Raw genomic sequence first — 17,620 nt, 5'->3', positions numbered from 1 at the left:
CCCTGCCATCGCGGCTCTTCTCTCCCCTGATCTCCCCTCTCTTGTCCTTCCCTTCTTCTCGGAGGCACCCCGTCATGCCCATCGAATTCATCGGTTTCGCCGCCACCCATGAGTCCAGCGAGAGCGGCCCCCGCCCCCAAGGGCCCGTCGTCCAGCCCGAGTACCTCCGCGAAGTCGCCCGCGTCCACGAGGCGTCCGGCTTCGACCGGGTCCTGATCGCGCACTCCTCCGCGAGCCCCGACGGCTTCACCGTCGCCGACCAGGTCCTCCAGCACACCAGCCGCCTCGGCGTCCTCCTCGCACACCGTCCCGGCTTCGTCGCCCCGACTCTGGCGGCCCGCAAGTTCGCCACCCTTGACGCCTTCCACCCGGGCCGGGTCGCGCTGCACGTCATCACCGGCGGCGACGACGCCGACCAGGCACGCGACGGCGACTTCACCGACAAGCCGACCCGCTACCGCCGTACCGACGACTTCCTCGACGTGGTCCGCAAGGAGTGGACGGCCACCGAACCCTTCGACCACCAGGGCGAGTTCTACCGGGTCGAGGGCGGCCTCTCCTCCGTACGCCCCGCCGCCCCGATCCCCGTCTATTTCGGCGGCGCCTCCGCCGACGCCGTCCGCACCGGTAGCAAGCACGCCGACGTCTACGCCTTCTGGGGCGAGCCGCTGGCCGGCATCGCCGAGCGCATCCGCGAGGTGCGGACCGCCGCCGCGCCGCACGGCCGCAGCCCGCGGTTCAGCGTGAGCCTGCGACCGATCGCCGCCGCGACCGAGAGCGAGGCGTGGGAGCGGGCCAGGGAGATCCTGAGGCTCACCAAGGAGCGCTTCGACGGCCTGCGCAAAGCCTTCCCCCTCGACCACTCCGAGCAGCGCGGCTCGCAGCGTCTCCTGGAGTACGCGGCCCAGGGCGAGGTCCACGACAAGCGGCTGTGGACCGAGATCGCCCGGACGACAGGGGCCGCCGGCAACTCCACCGCGCTGGTGGGCAGTTACGAGCAGGTCGCCGAAGCCCTCCTGGACTATGTGGGGCTCGGCGTCACCACCCTCCTCATCCGCGGCTTCTCCCCGCTCGCCGACGCCCGGGACTACGGCGCCCTCATCGACCTGGTGCGCTCCTCGCCCGCGGCGGCCGACGCGGCGGACGAGGCCGTGGTGCCCGCGTGAGCGTGGCCCGTACGGGGGAGCGGCCCGACCCCACCGCCGTCGAGGAAGCCGCCCTGCCCGAGCTGCGGCTCGACCGGCTTCCGGACGTCACCCGCTCCCTCGCCGCCCGCGCCGACGCACACGACCGCGAGGCGTCCTTCCCGGCCGACGGCATCGCCCTCGTCCATGACGCGGGACTGCTCACCGCGACCGTCGCCGCCCGCCACGGCGGACCCGGCGCCGGGCTCACGCAAACCGTCCGCATCCTGCGCGCCCTCGGCGCGGGCGACCCGGCCGTCGCCCTGATCAGCGCCATGACGCTGTTCGTGCACGCGGCCGAGGCCCGCACACCGCGCTGGCCCACGGCCGCCTACGGCGAGTTCCTCGGCACCGCGGCGCTCCGCCCCGCCCTGGTCAACCATCTGCGGGTCGAACCCGAGCTGGGCAGCCCGGTCCGCGGCGGGCTGCCCGCCACCACCGCCCACCGCGCGGGCGACCACTGGCGGCTCACCGGCCGCAAGATCTACTCGACGGGCGCCGTCGGACTCGACCGGATGCTCGTCTGGGCCCGTACCGACGAGGACCCGGTGCGCGTCGGCTCGTTCCTGGTCCGCAGGGACAGCCCGGGGGTGACCGTGGAGCCGACCTGGGACCACGTCGGACTGCGGGCGAGCCGCAGCGACGACGTGCTGTTCGACGGCGTACGCGTCCCCGTGGACGACGTCGTCGCACTGGCCGCCCCCGGTCCCGCGACGCCGGACGCCGTCGGTGGCGCCTGGGGCGCGCTCGGCCTCACCGCCCTGTACCTCGGGGTCGCCGAGGCCGCCCGCGACTGGCTCGTCGGCTTCCTCCACGAACGCGTCCCCACCGGACTCGGCGCCCCGCTCGCCACCCTGCCCCGCTTCCAGAGCGCCGTCGGCGAGATCGAGACCGCGCTCACCGGCGCCACCGTCCTGGTCGACGCGCTCGCGGCGGACGTCGACGCGGGCGACCCGGACGCCCCCGGCCGGGCGGGCGCCGCCAAACTGCTCGGCACCCGCGCCGCAATCGGCGCCGTCGAACAGGCCCTCCAGCTCACCGGCAACCACGGCCTCACCCGCGCCAACCCGCTCCAGCGGCACTACCGCGACGTGCTCTGCAGCCGGATCCACACACCGCAGGACGACTCCCTCCTCACCGCCGCCGGCCGCGCGGCCCTCGACCGCCATCCCCTCGCAGCGAAGGGCACCCAGTGACCACGACCCAACCTCCCTCCCGGTCCGTCGAGTTCATCGGCATGATCGGCACCCAGGACGCCTCGGAGACCCGGCCGGCCCACGGCCCGGTCATCGACCCGGCGTACACCGCCCGGTTCGCCCGCGCCCACGAGGACGCCGGCTTCGACCGCATCCTCATCGGCTACAGCTCCACCCGGCCCGACGGCGCCCAGGTCGCCGCGTACGTCGCCGCCCGCACCGAACGCCTCGGGCTGCTCATCGCCCACCGGCCCGGCGTCATCGCCCCGACGCTCGCCGCACGCAGCTTCGCCACCCTCGACCGCTTCACCGAGGGGCGCGTCGCCGTGCACACCATCACCGGCGGCAACGACACCGAACAGCGGCGCGACGGCGACTACTTGGACAAGGACGAACGCTACGACCGCACCGACGAGTACCTGGGCATCCTCCGGCGCTCCTGGTCCGCCGACACGTCCTTCAGCCACCAGGGCCGCCACTACCGCTTCGAGGACTACACCCCCGGCGTGCTGCCGCACCACGAGTCCGGCATCCCGCTCTACTTCGGCGGCTCCTCGGAGGCCGCGTACCGGGTGGGCGGCAAGCACGCCGACACGTTCGCGCTGTGGGGCGAGCCGCTCGCCGAGACCGCCCAGCAGATCGCCGCCGTCCGCGCCGCCGCCGAGGCCGCGGGCCGCACCGACCTCCCGGGCATCAGCGTCTCCTTCCGTCCCGTCCTCGCCCCGACCGAGGAACTCGCCTGGGAACGCGCCCACCGCATCCTCGACACCATCAAGGCCGGACCGGGCCGCCCCTTCTTCCCCGACTCCGCCGCTGCACCGCAGAACACCGGGTCCCAGCGCCTGCTCGCCGCCGCGGCCAAGGCCGACCTGCACGACCGCTGCCTGTGGACGCCGACCGCCACCGCGAGCGGCGCGGGCGGCAACACCACCGCCCTCGTCGGCACCCCCGAGACGGTGGCGCAGGCCCTGCTCGACTACATCGACATCGGCGCCACCACGATCCTCATCCGCGGGTACGACCCGCTCGACGACGCCATCGACTACGGACGGCATCTGCTGCCCCTCGTCCGCCAGGAACTCGCCCACCGCGCCGCCCTCAGCCCCGCAGGAAGCACCCGATGACCCACGTCGCCCCGGCCGCCACCGCGCACAGCTGGCCGCCGCCCGCACCGATCGCCCCGCGCGGCACTCTCGTCGTCCTCCCCGGACGCGGTGAACACGGCCCGGTCTACGAGCGGTTCGGCCGCCGCCTGGCCGCCGACGGCTACGTCGTGCACGCCCTGGACACCACGCCCGAGCACGACTCCGCCGACATCGTCCTGGCGGTGACCGGGGTGCTCGGCCCGAATCCCGCCGCCCCGGTCGTCCTCGTCGGCAGCGACACGGGCGCCCTCCAGGCCCTGAACGCCGCTGCGTCCGCCGGGGACGAGGTGCCGCTCGCCGGACTCGTCCTCGCCGGGACGGCTCTGGCATCCGCGGCGCAGGCCCTGGACTGGGACGCGGAGCTGACCGCGCGCACCTCCTGCCCGACACACCGTCAGAAGCTGACCGGTGACGTCGCGTTCGGGCGCGGACAGCTCACCGGAGCGATCCCCGACCACCTCCTGCCCGGGGACGTCGCCCCGGCCGTACCCGCGCTGCTGCTGCACGGCGACGCCGACCCGCTGACGTCCGTCGACGAAGCCCGCGCGCTCGCCCGACGCCTTCCGCGTGCCGACTTCGGTGTCGTGCACGACGGCGTGCACGACGTCCTCAACGACGCCTCCCACCGCACGACCGCCGCCGCCGTCGTCCAGTGGCTGGAACGCCTGCGGGCCGACGACGGACTGCGCCCGATCCTCACCCTCGAGCCGCTCGAGCCGCTCGGACAACACTGACCGCGACCGACCGAAAGGCGAGCGCCATGACCACCACTTCCCTTCAGCCCGTTCACCAGCCCGCGGCCGCCGATGCCGTGGGGGCCGACGCGATCCTCCGCCGCACCCTGCGCCGGCACGCCTCCGGCATCACCGTGATCACGGTTCCCGGACCCGCCGGATTCACCGCGACGTCGTTCACGTCCGTCTCGCTCGACCCGGCCCTCGTCTCCTTCTGCCTCGGCGCCACCGCGTCGACCGCCGCCGCGGTGCAGCGCGCCGAGCGCTTCGCCGTCCACCTGCTCGGCGCGGAGAACACCGACCTGGCCCGGCAGTTCGCCCGCAGCGGCATCGACCGCTTCGACGGCGTCCGGTACCGGCGCGAGGCCGACGGTCTGCCCGTCCTGTCCGACGCCCCGGCCTGGCTCACCGCCCGCGTCGTCTCCCTGCAGCGCCTCGGCGATCACTATCTCGTCGTCGGCCAGATCGACGCGGGCGACGTCCGGCAGGAGGCTCCGGCGCTGGTGCACCACGCGGGGGAGTTCGCGTCGGTCTCCGGCCCGGCCTGAACCCGATCCGGGACGGACGAACCGGGCACACCTTCTGTTCAGGCGGTGTGCGGTTCGTCGTTCACGGCGGACGAAGGAGCGGCGGACGCCGGGGTGAGGGAGTGGTAGGCGGCGCGGGCGTGTGCCACGCGTGCCGCCGTGGTGCCGACGAGAGTGGCGCCGAGAAGGCAGGTGAGCCAGAGGCTGTCGCGGTCCGCGGTCCAGCTCAGCGTGCCCGTGGGCGGGATCGCGAAGCCGTTGAGGAACAGCCAGCACAGCACGGCGGTGCCGGGCGCCGCCGTGAAGCGGGCGAAGAACCCCAACAGCGTCGCGAGCACGGACAGGACGGTGAGCGCGAGCAGCGGCCGGGTCTGTCCGGCGACCGTGTTGAGGAGGGCCACGAACAGCAGTGCGGTGGCGCAGGCGGCCGTCCACACCAGCGGCGTCGCCACGGGCCGGGGGACGGGGCGCTGCCCGGCCCTCAGGAACACCCACTTGATCACGTTCGTGCTTCCTTCCGGCAGCGGCGGCGGACGGGCAGGCCGACGCACACCGCCGGTGCGGCCATGGCCGTACGGGCTGCCGAGACCGTCATTCTCCCACCCGCGCCACGCCGCCCGACCGGGGCGTGCGCACGGCGGCCGTCGGCCGCTCACCCGTCGCCGGGACCCGGACATCGGTCACCCGGCCTGTGCCGCCGCGGCTTTGCCCCGCGCCGTCGCCCGGGCCAGGACCTCGGGGTCGGAGGCCCACAGGAGGGTGCCGCCGAGACGCGTGATGCGCCAGCCGTCCGCCGTGCGGGCGGCCTCGATGCGGCACCGCTCGCCCAGGCTGAGCGCCGGTGCGGGGACCGTCTCCGGGGTCCGTGCCGGGTCGTCGGCCACCAGGAAGATCAGCCGGTTGAGGCCGATGGCGGCGTTGTCGCCGTCGATCTCCACGACCGCGTTGGTGTGCAGATGCTGGGTCGCGGCCCAGTTCGCCCGGCCGCGCGCCGCCTGTGCGGTGAGCGCGTCGATGCCACGGGAGATCCCGCCCGGCGTCACCGCCTCGGCGTCCGGAGCGAAGATCGCCGCCGTCTCGTCGGCGGTGAACCGGCTCTCGTCCAGCCAGCGGTCCCAGCGGGCGAGCAGATCGAGCAGAGCGGTGCGGTCGTCGAGCAGAGCGTCGGACATGGGAAACCTCCATGTGTTAGTTCCACTAACGTTTATTACACTAACGAAAGTAGGTCGTTAGGCTCACTAACGCAAGGGGTACGATCCGGCCATGCCCGCAGAGCGCCCGGAGTCCCCGGAACCCCCAGAGTCCGTACCCCGGGTCCCCGCCCGTCTCGACGGTCTTCCCAGCAGGCTGCTCAGCCTCGCCGCGCTGCACGCCGAGCGGGTGGTGGGGGAGAAGCTGGCCGGCGCCGACGCCCGGCGCTGGCACTACGCGGTGCTGGCCGTCCTCGCCGAGAGCGGTCCCGCCAGCCAGGCCGAGCTCAGCCGCCGCACCCGCATCTACCGCAGCGACATGGTGGCCGTCCTCAACGAGCTGGCGCAGCGGCGGCTCGTCGAGCGCGCCCCCGACCCCGGCGACCGCCGGCGCAACGTCGTCACCCTCACCCCCGCGGGCCGTCGCCACCTCACCCGGCTGGACGGTCTGATCGCCGAGGCGCAGCAGGAGCTGCTGGATCCGCTGACGGAGACTCAGCGCGCCGAACTGGTGAGGCTGTTGACCCGTCTCACCGGGGGAGGGCATCCCTGACCCGGTGAGGCGGCGCCGGTCGGACTGCGGCCCGTGACAGGCTGGGCGGGTGCGACTGACGCTGAGTGAGCAGGGCGGCGCCGACGCGGACACGGTGTGGCGGCGCTACGCGCAGCCCGCCCGCTGGCCCGCGTGGGCCCCGCAGATCCGGTCCGTGGAGACGGAACCCGAACTGCGCGCCGGGATACGGGGGAGGGTGCGCCCCGTCGCCGGACCGGCGGTGCGGTTCGTCGTCACGGCGGTCGACCAGGAGGCCCGCACCTGGAGTTGGCGGGTACAGGCGGGACCGATCCGCCTGCGCCTCGACCACGCCGTCGAGCGGTGCGGGAGATCGGGCGCCGCGACACGGCTGACCCTCACGGGATTCGCGCCCGTCGTCCTGGCCTACGCCCCGCTGGCCCGTCGTGCGCTGCGCCGCCTGGTGCGTCCCTGAGCCCGGGGCAGGCGGGCCGCACCGGCCGGGTCGACGCGCGCCGTCACCGGCACACGGCTGTCAGCGGCTCACGCCCCTGCCGGGGTCGTGCATCGCCCAGCGGATCAGGCCGGTGACCAGCCGGCCGCCGGGCCGCACCGCCCACCGTTCGGCCGGCTCCCAGCGCGGCAGCCGCAGCTCCGCCGCGGCCCAGCGGGGCAGCAGGGCGATCGCGTTGGACGCCAGGGCCGCGTAGAACGGCAGGGCCGCGACCGGGAGCGGGGGACGGAGCAGCAGATAGCGGGCGGTGTCGAGCGCTTCCGGCGTGGCCCGCAGCTCGGGGCGGTAGGCCGTCAACCGCTCGCGCAGCTCGGCCACCGTCCGCGGGGGCTCCGCGACCCCGAGCGCCTCGGCGACACGGCCGGTCTGGGCGACGTAACCATCGCATTCGGTCCTCGTCAGGCGAGGGGTGGCGAAGCGCTGGTGGGCGCGGAGGAACGAGTCGACCTCGGCGATGTGGACCCACTCCAGCAGGTGCGGGTCCGACGCCCGGTAGGCCACCCCAGCGTCGGTGATCCCGCGGATCCGGGCGTGCACGGCGTTCAGCCGGTCGCAGGCCGCCTGCGCGCTGTCCGCGGTCCCGTAGGTCGTGGTGGCCAGAAAGGTGCTGGTGCGGTGCAGCCTGCCCCACGGGTCGCCGCGATAGCCGGAGTGCGCCGCGACGGCCGCCATCGCGGAGGGATGGAGCGTCTGCAGGAGCAGCGCGGACAGTCCGCCGACGAACATGGCGCCGTCGGCGTGGACCCGGCGGATCGGGCTGTCCTCCGGGAACCAGCGGGGGCCGGGAGTCCCGTGGATGGCCTCGCGGTTGCGCGGCCCCTCCGGTCCGGCGACCCGGGCGAACAGAGCCTTTCCGGCCCGCAGCCGCAGCGGCTCGACGACCCGGGCAGCGACGACGGCCATGACCACACCTCCTGCTCTTCTTTCGCTGTGCTTCCCCGGGCGGATGCGACGCATGCGACGCCGGTTCCCCGGCATGCGGTTCCGGCCCATCGGGAGGACGGTGGAGACATGACCTCATCACGCGTCCCGCCGTCGGAGACGCCGCCGGCGGAAGGATCCATCGCCGAGGCCCACCAGGAGCGGGCCGACGGCGGGATCTGGGAGCACCCCACCTGGTGGGTGCTGCTCATCCTCGTCGGCTCCGTCCTGGTGGCGGGCTTCTTCGTGGCCCGCATCTGGGGGCTGTGATCCGGCCCGTCCGCCCGGAGCGTCAGTAGGGCAGCCCCGCGCGTGTGCGGAGCGTCCAGCGGCGCTCCGCGTAGGCCAGATCGTCGCGCCACAGGCGCTTCGCCGCGGCCCGCATCAGCGGCCGCAGCGCGAAGGCGGCCTGGCGGGCCACGGTGAAGCCGGGACGCTCGGACGTGGCGATCACCGCCTCCACCACGGCGGTGCGCGGCGCCGGATGGTCCGCCGGTGTCAGCGGGGTCGCGTGCGTCTCCACCACCGAGTCGCGCCCCTCGCCGTCGGTGATGTGCATGACCACCGTGCGCGGCTCCGGCGCGGTGAAGACGGCACGGACGGGCACGACGAGCCGTGAGGTCAGCCGGAAGGACACGTCCACGGCGAACCCGTCGTCCTCCGGCTCCGCGCCGTCACCGGACGGACTGTCGACGACCCGCAGGTCGACGAACGAGTACGGGTGGAACCATGCGCCGTGCCACGGGTCGAGCCGGTTGGCGACGATGTCCTCGGGCTCGCAGCGGCCGAATCCGGTGTAGACGGCCGCGACGGACCGCTCCCGGTCCGGGCGCGGCGGGATCACGGGCCGCTCCAGCGGCCGTTCACCGCCGGTCCCGTCGAGGCGGACCCAGATCAGGACGCCGTCGTCGTGGACGGGCAGCGTCCGCCAGCCCGCCGTGCCCTGTGCGTCGAGCGCGAGCCCGTGCCAGTGGCAGACGAGCGTCCCGCACCGCAGCGGGCTGTCCTTGAGCGGCGCGCCCAGATGGGGACAGGCGCCCGGCCCGGCGGCCAGCGCACCGTCGGCGCCACGCCAGACGACCAGCTCACGGCCGGCCACGGTGCGGCCGAGCGGCGCGTCGGACGGTACGTCGCCGGAGGCGCCGACGACGTACCAGTTGCCCGACGGCCGGGCCTGGGACCGCTTCAGGGCGCTCTCGATCACGGCGGGCCGCGCCTGGCGCCAGGTGGGTTCCTGCCGCTCCCACGGCAGGGGGTTCTTGCGCACGGTCAGCGGAATCCGCGCCGACCACGGCCGCTTGCTCATGCCGCCTCCTTGCCCATGAGCGGGGCGCGGCTCGCACGGGCCGGCGCGTGGTGCGCGTCGGGCCGGTGCGGCAGGGACGCCGAGGGCGTGCCGCGATGCCGGATCCGGGCGTGCGCGATGCGGACGAGCCCGTCCAGGGCGACGACCGCACGGCGGCGCCGGGGCACGACGGCCCGGCGGTGCAGCACGCCGTACCGGTCGTCGGCGACGGCGTCGAGAATGCCCGCGTACAGCACGAAGGCGCTGCGGATGCAGGGCCGTGACACCGGGTCGAGCAGTGCGACACCCGGCACCGCCTCCCGGTAGACGTCCCGGGTGAGCGCCTCGAACGCCTTCAACGCCCCGGTGACACGGGCGTCCTGGCGGCCGGTGTCCCGGCTCCACCGCAGCAGCTCACGGTCGACGCCGTGCGCGGCCAGCAGGTCCGCCGGGAGGTAGACGCGCCCGCGGTCGAGGTCCTCGCCCACGTCCCGCAGGAAGTTGGTGAGCTGGAAGGCCACGCCGAGGGCGGCCGCGTACGGCTCCGCCTCGGCGCGCGGCACCGTGGTCCCGAGGACGGGGAGCATCTGCAGCCCGATCACCGCCGCCGACCCGTGCATGTAGCGGCGCAGATCGGCGTAGCCGGGATAGTCCGTCACCGTCAGGTCGTCGCGCATCGCCGTCATGAAGTCCTGGAAGTGCGCGGGGTCGATCGCGTAGCGGTGCGCGGTGTCGGCGAGGGCCCGCACGACGGGCTCGTCGCCGGCTCCCGTGGCGAGCCCGTGCCGCAGCTCCGCCGACAGCTTGTCCAGCGCCGCGGTGCGCTCCCGCACCGTGGTGCTGCCGCCGTGGCAGTCGACGATGTCGTCGGCCCAGCGGGCGAAACCGTACAGGGCGTGCACGGCGGGCCGGCGGTGGGCGGGCAGCAGCCGGGTGGCCAGGAAGTAGGTCTTTCCGTGGCGGGCGTTGAGGTCGCGGCACCGGGTGTAGGCGCTGCGCAGCCCGGGATCGGTGATGCCCGCGGCATCGAGTTCTCGCGCGGTCACAGGCGTGCCCTTCGAAGTGTGTCGTGCGGGGAGCGGGACCGGGACGTCCCGCTCGTGCGGGCGCCCGTGATCCTCGCGGCGGCGAGCTTTCCGGACAGCAGCACCGTGGGAACGCCGACGCCCGGCGTCGTCCCGCACCCGGCCAGCACCGCGTTCTCCGTGCCGCGCACGAGGTTGCGGGGCCGGAACGGGCCGGTCTGGGCGAAGGTGTGCGCGGCCGAGAACGGGGTGCCCGCGGCGTGCTCCTGGGCGTGCCAGTCGGCCGGGGTGACGAAGCACTGCTCGTCGATCGCGTCCCCGATGCCGTCCAGACCGCGCCGCTCCAGCTCGGTCAGCAGCTCGGTGCGGTAGCGGGGCGCGAGGTCGCCCCACTGGGCGGGACTCGGCCCGATGTCGGTGTTCGGGCAGGGCGCCAGGATGTAGTGCAGGTGCTTACCGGGCGGCGCCAGCGTCGGATCGGTGGCGGTGGGCCGGGTGATGAGCAGTGACGGGTCGCTCATCAGCCGGCCGCGCCGCGTCAGCTCGTCGAACGTGCCGTGCCAGGCCTTCCCGAACGAGATGGTGTGATGCGCCAGTTGGGGCCAGGTGCGGTCGGTCCCGGCGTGCAGGATCACCGCCGACGGAGCGTGGCGCAGGGCGACCGAGCGGCGCGGGGCGCGGCCGAGCAGCCGGTAGACGACCGGCAGGTCGGGGGTCAGGACGACGGCGTCGCACGGGATCCGCCCGGTGTCCGTCACCACGGCGGTGATCCGCTCGCCCGAGCGCTCCAGACTCCGCACCGTCGTGCCGAACCGCAGGTCGGCGCCCGCCGCTCGGGCGGCGTCCGCCATGGCCCGGGGCAGCGCGTGCATCCCGCCGCGCGGGAAGTACACGCCCGCGACGGTGTCCATGTAGGCGATGACGGCATACGCGGCCAGCGCGCGGGCCGGCGGGACGCCCGCGTACAGCGATTGGAAGGAGAAGACGCGGCGCAGCCGTTCGTCCTCGATGAACCGGCCGATCCGGGCGTCCATGCGGCCGAAGCCGCCGAGCGCGGCGAGGCGGGCCAGGTCGGGGGTGAGCAGTTGCAGCGGCGAGTCGAAGTTGGTGTCGATGAAGTGCTTCATCTGCGCCCGGTACAGACGCTCGAGCCAGTGCCGCAGCCGCACGTAACCGGCCGCCGCTTGCGCACCCGCGAACTCCTCGACCGCCTGCTCCATGGCCTGCGCGTCGGTATGGACGTCGAGGGAGCTGCCGTCGGCGAACCTCGCCCGGTAGGCGGGGTGCAGCGGGACGAGTTCCACCCGGTCCCGGAGGCGTTCGCCCACGGCGGCGAACGCCTCGTCGGCCAGGTGAGGCATCGTCAGAACCGTCGGTCCCGTGTCGATCCGATAGCCCTGCCGGGTCAACAGGCCCGCCCTGCCGCCGGGCTGGTCGTCCCGTTCGACGAGCGTGACCTGTCGTCCGGCGCCCAGCAGGTGGAGGGCGGCCGCCAGGCCGGACAGGCCCGCGCCCACCACGACCACATGGTCCGTCCTGCCGCGTACGGTCCTCACAGTGCCGCTCCTTCGACCGCGCCGGCCGGCCGGCCCGGCGCCGTGGGGGTTCCCGCCACCTGCCGCAGCAGGAGCCGCAGCCGGGCGTGGGCCACGGGGTCGAGCGACACGGAATCCAGATGGCGTGCGCTCTGCGCGATCAGACGGCGGATCTTGTCCTCGACGAGCTGCCGAGCGCCCGTGCGTTCGAGGACGTACCGCAGGTCGTCGAGATCGTCGTCGTCCAGGACCTGCCGTCCCGACCGGCCGAGGATCGCCAAAGCGCGGTGGTCGGCGTCCCGTTCGGCGCGGGCCCGGGCCAGCGCGACCAGGTACGTGGGCTTGCCGGTCCGCAGATCACCGGCCGCCGGCTTGTCCCGCCGCACGGGATCGCCGAACGCGTCGTCGAGATCGTCGCGCAGCTGGAAGGCGAGGCCCGCGCCCCGCCCGGCCGAGCAGAGGGCCCGCAGCGTGCCGTCGTCCGCGTGGCCGAGGATCGCGCCCAGTTGGAGGGGGCGTTCCACCGTGTAGAGCGCGGTTTTCAGGCAGGCGGCGCTGATGGCCTGGCGCAGCGACCTGTTGCTGGTGTGCTCGCCCTGGACGTCCAGGTACTGCCCGGCGACCATCTCGAGCCGCATCTGCGACCACGCTTCGCGCAGCCGTCGCGCCTGCGGGCCCGTCAGATCGAGGCCGGCCGCCTCGTCGTCCGCCCAGGACAGCGCCAGATCACCGGCGAGGATCGCCGCCGATTCGCCGAACCGGTTGCCGCCCGCGGGCGCCTCCTGGGGGTACTGAGCGGCGAAGTCGACGTGCACGGCGGGGCGGCCGCGGCGCGTCGCCGCCCGGTCCATGACGTCGTCGTGCACGAGGGCGCAGGTCTGTATGAGTTCGAGCGCCGCGCTCAGCCTGAGGGCCGCCTCGATCTGCTCGTCGTCGGGGACACCGCAGGCCCGCAGCCCCCACCACAGGAACTGCGGGCGGATGCGCCGCCCGCCGCCCAGTGTGAACCGCGCGACGCGCTCGGCGACATCGGCACCGAACGTCGCGTCGACCGCGGTGGCCCGCTCGACACGCCGGGCCAGCAACAGGGTCAGCCGCTCGTGGACCGTACGGGGAAGATCGGCATCGATCCGACGCACCCGCACGGACCGGGACGGGAGGGCGCCACGCGCGGGACCGGACGCGTTCCGACGGGGCGCCCCACCGTGGGGCAGCACCGCCGTGGCGACGCCCAGGGCCTGATCGGGGGGCATGTCAGCTCCTTAGGGATGCCGGTGACCGGGGAGAGTATGTAGGGCATTCCCCGCCTCCCGGGTGATCGGATGCGGTGGATTGCGGCAACCGGAGCAACGTCGTTCACGCGTTCTGCGTGCGGGCGCCCGCGAGAACGGCGCGTAGTGGCGCATCCACGGGCGGGGCCGCGGCAGAAGGGTGTCCGGAGCGAAGTGACTCGGCAGAAGTGACGTGAAACAGGAGGCGTGCGTGGGGTCGGACGTGGTGATCATCGGCGCCGGTGCCGCCGGGCTCTCGCTGGCGGAGCGCCTGTGCGCGGCGGCGGGCCCGACGCCGTCCGTCCGGCTGATCGACGCGCCCGCGGGACCGCTGCGGCCCCCGCCGCGCACCTGGTGCTTCTGGGAGCGCGGACCCGGCCGCTACGACGACGCCGTCACCGCGTCCTGGAACCGGATCCGGGTCCGTGCCCCCGACGGCCGCCTGATCGACGCCGAAACCGGAGCGCTGCGCTACAAGATGATCCGGTCCACCGACTTCGAGGCGGCGGTCGCACCCCGGCTCGACGCCCACGGCTCGCTCACCCGCACCCCGGGAACCGTCGAGACGGTCGAGGAGGACGCGGACGGCGCGCGCGTGATCGTGCGCACCGCCGAGGGGCGGCGGGAGAGCTTCCCGGCCCGCTGGGTGTTCGACTCGCGGCCGCTCGGCAGTCTGCCGCCCGCCCGCACGACGCTGCTCCAGCACTTCCGCGGCTGGTTCGTCCGCACCGGGGAGCCGGCCTTCGACCCGCGCGCCGTCGACCTGATGGACTTCCGCACCCCGCAGCCGGAGCGGGGCCTCGCCTTCACCTACGTCCTGCCGACCGGGGAGCGCTCCGCGCTGGTGGAGTACACCCAGTTCTCCCGGTCCGTCCTGCCCGCCGAGCGCTACGACACCGCCCTGCGGGCCCATCTCCACGACGTGCTCGGGGTCCGCGACGTCCACATCGAGGCACGTGAGGAAGGGGTCATCCCGATGACCGACGCCCGCTTCGCCCGCCGGGTCGGCCGGAGCACCTTCAGGATCGGCGCGGCAGGCGGTGCCACCCGCCCGGCGACGGGCTACACCTTCGCCGCCATCCAGCGCCAGACCGCCGCGATCGCCGCGGCCCTGCTCGCCGGACGCGACCCGGCCCCGCCGGCCCCGCACTCGAAGCGGTCGATGGCCATGGACGCGGTCCTGCTGCACGGCCTGGACAGCGGCCGCATCGACGGAGCGGCCTTCTTCACCCGGCTCTTCTCACGGGTGCCCATGGAGCGCCTGCTGCGCTTCCTCGACGGCGACACCGCCCTGCACGAAGACCTGTCGATCGGCCTCAACAGTCCGATCGTGCCCCTGCTGCGCAGCGCGGTGGAACTGCCCACCCGACCGCTGCGGCCCGCCCCCACACCCTGACCCGCCCGGGTCCGGAGGAGAACCATGCCCACGCTGCGCGACGCCGCGCTCGCCTCAGCTTTCGACCACGCCGCCCGCACCTACGACACCCTGGTGAGCGCCAACCCCGGCTACCACGCCCACCTGCGGCGCTCGGCACGCCGCCTCGGCCTGCCCGCGCAGGGGCGCGGTCTGCGGGTCCTCGACCTGGGCTGCGGCACGGGCGCGTCGACCGCCGCGCTGCTGGCCGTACTGCCCGACGCGGAGATCACCGCCGTCGACGCCTCCGCGGGCATGCTGGAGCGGGCCGCGGCGAAACGCTGGCCGTCGAGCGTCACCTTCGTCCACACCCCGGCCGAACAGCTGGCCGCGGCCGGCATCGACGACGGCTTCGACGCGGTGTTCGCCGCCTACCTGTTCCGCAACACCGCCGACCCCGACGGCGTCCTGGCCTCCGTACGGGACGCGCTCGCACCCGGCGGCCGGGTGGCCGTGCACGAGTACACCCTCAGCGGCAGAGTCCGCCACCGTGCCGTCTGGTCGGCGGTCTGCGCCGGACTGCTGCCCGTCACCACGGCGCTGGGGGACGGCGCCCTCTACCGGCATCTGTGGCGCAGCGTCATCGAGTTCGACACCGCCGCCCGCTTCGCCCAGCGGCTGACGGCCGCGGGCTTCACCCGGGTCAGGGCCCTGCCGCTCCCCGGCTGGCAGACCGGCATCACCCACACCGTCGTCGGCCAGGTGCCGCAGGAGAGGACCCGATGATGAAGCGCCGGCCGCAGCTGCCACCGCAGGCCCGGGACCGCCGGGCGGCGCACATCCCGGCCGGGCCCGGCGCGTCCCGGGTCACCGATCCGGCCCCGACGACGGCCGTGGTCGGCGGCGGGATCGCGGGACTCGCCACCGCCGTCGCACTGGCCGAACGCGGCGTGCGCGTCACCCTCTTCGAGCGGGAGGCGACGCTCGGCGGACGGCTGGCCGGCTGGACCACCGAGCTGGCCGACGGCTCGACGGCCACGATGAGCCGCGGCTTCCACGCCTTCTTCCGCCAGTACTACAACCTGCGGGCCCTGCTGCGCCGCACCGATCCGCACCTGGAGCGGCTGACCGCGCTGCCCGACTACCCGCTGTGGCACGCGGACGGTCTGCGCGACAGCTTCCGGCACGTCCCGCGCACCCCACCGTGGAGCGCCCTCGGATTCGCCCTGCGCAGCCCGACCTTCACCCTCCGCGACCTGCCCGGGATCAACGCCCGGGCGGCCCTTCCCCTGATGGACGTACGCGTACCGGAGGTCTACGACCGGCTCGACGACGTCAGCGCGCACGACTTCCTGCAGGCCGTCCGATTCCCCGAGGCCGCCCACCACTTGGCGTTCGAGGTGTTCTCCCGGAGCTTCTTCGCCGACCCGCGCAAGCTGTCGGCCGCCGAGATGGTGCTGATGTTCCACATCTACTTCCTCGGCTCGGCCGAGGGCCTGCTCTTCGACGTGCCCGACGACCCCTTCCCGACCGCCCTGTGGGACCCCCTCGCCCGCTACCTCGAAGGACTCGGCGCCGACATCCGCGTCGCCCAGCCGGTCGACCATCTCGCCTCGTCGCCCGACGGCGGCTTCACCCTCAACGCCGGTGCGCACAGCGGGCATTACGACGCCTGCGTCCTCGCCCTCGACACCAAGGGCCTGCAACACCTGGTCCGCAGCAGCCCCGATGTCGCCGACGCGTCGTGGTACGACCGGATCGCCCGGCTGCGCACGGCCCCCTCCTTCCTCGTCTCCCGGCTGTGGCTGGACCGGCCCGTCGCCGCCGAACGGGCCGGCTTCCTCGGGACCAGCGGCTACGGCACCCTGGACAACGTCAGCGTCCTGGACCGCTGGGAGAAGGAGGCCCACCAGTGGTTCCGCCGCACCGGCGGCTCGGTCGTGGAGCTCCACGCCTACGCGCTCGACGGCCTCGTCGACCGGGCCACCGAGGAGAAGCGGCTCATCGACCGGTTGCACCAGGTGTATCCGGAGACCCGCGCGGCACGCGTCGTCGACGTCCGGCACGAATGGCGCGACGACTGCCCGATGTTCGCGGTGTCGGGATACGGCGACCGGCCGACGGTGCGCACCTCCAACCCCCGCCTCATGATCGCCGGTGACCTGGTCCGCACCGATCTGCCGGTGGCGCTGATGGAACGCGCCGCGACCAGCGGCATGCTCGCCGCCAACGCGCTGCTGAGCCAATGGCGGGTGCGGGGGCACGAGTTGTGGACCGTGCCCCTGCAAGGGCGCGATCCGCTGCTGCGGAACCTCGCGCGCTGGAGCGCCGGACGTCAGCGCACCGGAAAGCCGAACGAGTAGCCCTTCTCCTTGAGTTCGGGGAGCGCCTGACGCAGGGCCTCGACCGTCTGGCTGCGGTCGCCGCCCGCATCGTGGAAGAGGAGCGTCGGCCCGCCCGGCAGCTCCTGCTCCACGGTCGCGACGATGGCGGCCGTACCCGGGCGCTCGAAGTCCTTGGTGTCCACGTTCCAGCCCAGCGGGCGCATCCCGCGGGAGGCGGCGAGGGTGCGGCTGTACGGGGTGAAGGCCCCGCCCGGCGCCCGGTAGTACTGGGGGCGCACCCCGCCGGACGCCTTGGTGATCATGCGTTCCGCGTCGAGGATCTGCTGCGACTGGTACGCCTTCGGCCGCTTGTCCATGGCCGTGTTGTGCGACACCGTGTGGTCGCACAGGCGGTGCCCGGCCGCGACGACCTTCTTGACGAGATCCGGATGGGCCTGCGCCTGGGTGCCCACCATGCAGAACGTCGCCTTCACCCCGTACTCCTTCAGCACGGCGAGGACCTGAGGAGTCCAGACGGGGTCGGGGCCGTCGTCGATGGTGATGTTCACGCCGCGGGCCCCGGCGTCGGAGGCGTGCGCGATGGTCACCGCGACCGCCTTCGGAGCCTTGCCGTCGTGCGCGGCGCTCGCCCTCGGCGCCGTTCCGGTCGCCTCGCCCGCCTGCGCGGTCCACACCGATACGCCCCCGGCGAGCACGGTCACCGCGAGCGCCGCCCCCACCACTCTGCTGTTCCAGCCCTGCCCGCCGCTCCGCCGTGCCATGTCCGTTCCTCCCGCGCCGTGCCGCGTCGTCGCCGCTGACGTCGTGGCCACTTGGCAGGACGAGACCGGTGGGCCCGCGGCTCCCTCCGTTACCGATCACGGACAATTCCGCAGGCGTTCGC

19 protein-coding genes are annotated in these 17,620 nt (G+C 74.2%); 11 read left to right on the top strand and 8 right to left on the bottom strand.

Translation table 11 applies throughout. The annotated features are described in order from the left end of the window. Positions 1-74: 74 nt before the first annotated feature. Genes ABT127_RS10770 through ABT127_RS10750 form a run of 5 tightly spaced genes read left to right on the top strand, consistent with a single transcriptional unit; the run spans position 75 to position 4,807 of the window. On the top strand, positions 75-1,166 hold the full coding sequence (locus ABT127_RS10770) for an LLM class flavin-dependent oxidoreductase (RefSeq protein WP_351446886.1): 1,092 nt from the start codon (positions 75-77) through the stop codon (positions 1,164-1,166). Next, entirely contained in the window at positions 1,163-2,380 is a 1,218-nt protein-coding gene (locus ABT127_RS10765) for an acyl-CoA dehydrogenase family protein (protein ID WP_351446884.1), read from the top strand. Before ABT127_RS10770 ends, ABT127_RS10765 begins: the two co-directional genes overlap by 4 nt. Further along, positions 2,377-3,504: an LLM class flavin-dependent oxidoreductase gene (locus ABT127_RS10760; RefSeq protein WP_502971675.1), complete on the top strand. Its 1,128-nt coding sequence runs from the start codon at positions 2,377-2,379 to the stop codon at positions 3,502-3,504. Before ABT127_RS10765 ends, ABT127_RS10760 begins: the two co-directional genes overlap by 4 nt. Then, positions 3,501-4,259, top strand: a complete 759-nt coding sequence (locus ABT127_RS10755) for an alpha/beta hydrolase (protein ID WP_351446881.1) — start codon at positions 3,501-3,503, stop codon at positions 4,257-4,259. The genes ABT127_RS10760 and ABT127_RS10755 overlap by 4 nt, the downstream gene beginning before the upstream one ends. A 26-nt stretch (positions 4,260-4,285) precedes the next feature. Further along, a complete protein-coding gene (locus ABT127_RS10750) occupies positions 4,286-4,807 on the top strand; it encodes a flavin reductase family protein (RefSeq protein ID WP_351446878.1) in 522 nt (173 codons plus the stop codon). Between the two features lie 38 nt (positions 4,808-4,845). Here the strand turns inward: ABT127_RS10750 and ABT127_RS10745 are convergent, their stop codons facing one another. Next, positions 4,846-5,289 (bottom strand): hypothetical protein, encoded by a 444-nt coding sequence (locus ABT127_RS10745; RefSeq protein WP_351446876.1) that lies wholly within the window; start codon positions 5,287-5,289, stop codon positions 4,846-4,848. A 177-nt stretch (positions 5,290-5,466) separates the two neighbouring features. Next, complete coding sequence (locus ABT127_RS10740) at positions 5,467-5,958, bottom strand: nuclear transport factor 2 family protein (RefSeq protein ID WP_351446873.1); 492 nt, start codon at positions 5,956-5,958, stop codon at positions 5,467-5,469. Between the two features lie 91 nt (positions 5,959-6,049). Here ABT127_RS10740 and ABT127_RS10735 point away from each other — a divergent pair, with 91 nt between their 5' ends. Further along, positions 6,050-6,529 carry a MarR family winged helix-turn-helix transcriptional regulator gene (locus ABT127_RS10735; protein WP_351446871.1) on the top strand — a complete coding sequence of 160 codons (480 nt, stop codon included), beginning with the start codon at positions 6,050-6,052 and terminating at the stop codon, positions 6,527-6,529. Positions 6,530-6,578: 49 nt separating this feature from the next. Further along, the gene (locus ABT127_RS10730; protein WP_351446868.1) at positions 6,579-6,962 is read left to right on the top strand and encodes an SRPBCC family protein; all 384 of its coding nucleotides are present in this window, start codon (positions 6,579-6,581) and stop codon (positions 6,960-6,962) included. A 60-nt stretch (positions 6,963-7,022) separates the two neighbouring features. On the opposite strand, the gene ABT127_RS10725 is transcribed toward ABT127_RS10730, so the two are convergent. Then, on the bottom strand, positions 7,023-7,904 hold the full coding sequence (locus ABT127_RS10725) for an oxygenase MpaB family protein (RefSeq protein WP_351446866.1): 882 nt from the start codon (positions 7,902-7,904) through the stop codon (positions 7,023-7,025). 108 nt (positions 7,905-8,012) lie between these two features. Between ABT127_RS10725 and ABT127_RS10720 the strand changes: the two genes are divergently transcribed. After that, the gene (locus ABT127_RS10720) at positions 8,013-8,192 is read left to right on the top strand and encodes a DUF6480 family protein (protein ID WP_351446863.1); all 180 of its coding nucleotides are present in this window, start codon (positions 8,013-8,015) and stop codon (positions 8,190-8,192) included. A gap of 22 nt (positions 8,193-8,214) precedes the next feature. Here ABT127_RS10720 and ABT127_RS10715 read toward each other — a convergent pair whose 3' ends face one another. Genes ABT127_RS10715 through ABT127_RS10700 form a run of 4 tightly spaced genes read right to left on the bottom strand, consistent with a single transcriptional unit; the run spans position 8,215 to position 13,020 of the window. Further along, the gene (locus ABT127_RS10715) at positions 8,215-9,228 is read right to left on the bottom strand and encodes a Rieske (2Fe-2S) protein (RefSeq protein WP_351446861.1); all 1,014 of its coding nucleotides are present in this window, start codon (positions 9,226-9,228) and stop codon (positions 8,215-8,217) included. Continuing rightward, positions 9,225-10,253, bottom strand: a complete 1,029-nt coding sequence (locus tag ABT127_RS10710) for a phytoene/squalene synthase family protein (protein WP_351446858.1) — start codon at positions 10,251-10,253, stop codon at positions 9,225-9,227. The genes ABT127_RS10715 and ABT127_RS10710 overlap by 4 nt, the downstream gene beginning before the upstream one ends. After that, positions 10,250-11,788 carry a phytoene desaturase family protein gene (crtI, locus tag ABT127_RS10705; protein WP_351446856.1) on the bottom strand — a complete coding sequence of 513 codons (1,539 nt, stop codon included), beginning with the start codon at positions 11,786-11,788 and terminating at the stop codon, positions 10,250-10,252. The genes ABT127_RS10710 and crtI overlap by 4 nt, the downstream gene beginning before the upstream one ends. Then, entirely contained in the window at positions 11,785-13,020 is a 1,236-nt protein-coding gene (locus ABT127_RS10700; protein ID WP_351446853.1) for a polyprenyl synthetase family protein, read from the bottom strand. The genes crtI and ABT127_RS10700 overlap by 4 nt, the downstream gene beginning before the upstream one ends. A gap of 229 nt (positions 13,021-13,249) precedes the next feature. Between ABT127_RS10700 and ABT127_RS10695 the strand changes: the two genes are divergently transcribed. Genes ABT127_RS10695 through ABT127_RS10685 form a run of 3 tightly spaced genes read left to right on the top strand, consistent with a single transcriptional unit; the run spans position 13,250 to position 16,755 of the window. Further along, complete coding sequence (locus ABT127_RS10695; RefSeq protein WP_351446850.1) at positions 13,250-14,434, top strand: lycopene cyclase family protein; 1,185 nt, start codon at positions 13,250-13,252, stop codon at positions 14,432-14,434. A 24-nt stretch (positions 14,435-14,458) separates the two neighbouring features. Further along, positions 14,459-15,178, top strand: a complete 720-nt coding sequence (locus ABT127_RS10690; RefSeq protein WP_351446848.1) for a class I SAM-dependent methyltransferase — start codon at positions 14,459-14,461, stop codon at positions 15,176-15,178. After that, a complete protein-coding gene (locus ABT127_RS10685) occupies positions 15,175-16,755 on the top strand; it encodes an FAD-dependent oxidoreductase (protein ID WP_351446845.1) in 1,581 nt (526 codons plus the stop codon). The genes ABT127_RS10690 and ABT127_RS10685 overlap by 4 nt, the downstream gene beginning before the upstream one ends. Here ABT127_RS10685 and ABT127_RS10680 read toward each other — a convergent pair. Further along, positions 16,728-17,498, bottom strand: coding sequence for a polysaccharide deacetylase family protein (locus tag ABT127_RS10680; protein ID WP_351446842.1), 771 nt, complete (start codon positions 17,496-17,498; stop codon positions 16,728-16,730). The genes ABT127_RS10685 and ABT127_RS10680 overlap by 28 nt on opposite strands. Positions 17,499-17,620 lie beyond the last annotated feature (122 nt).

The sequence above is a fragment of the Streptomyces sp. NPDC001904 genome (assembly GCF_040297005.1).
Lineage (GTDB): Bacteria > Actinomycetota > Actinomycetes > Streptomycetales > Streptomycetaceae > Streptomyces.
The sequence above is the reverse complement of the archived record's forward strand: the minus strand, read 5'-3'. Positions and strand labels throughout refer to the sequence as shown.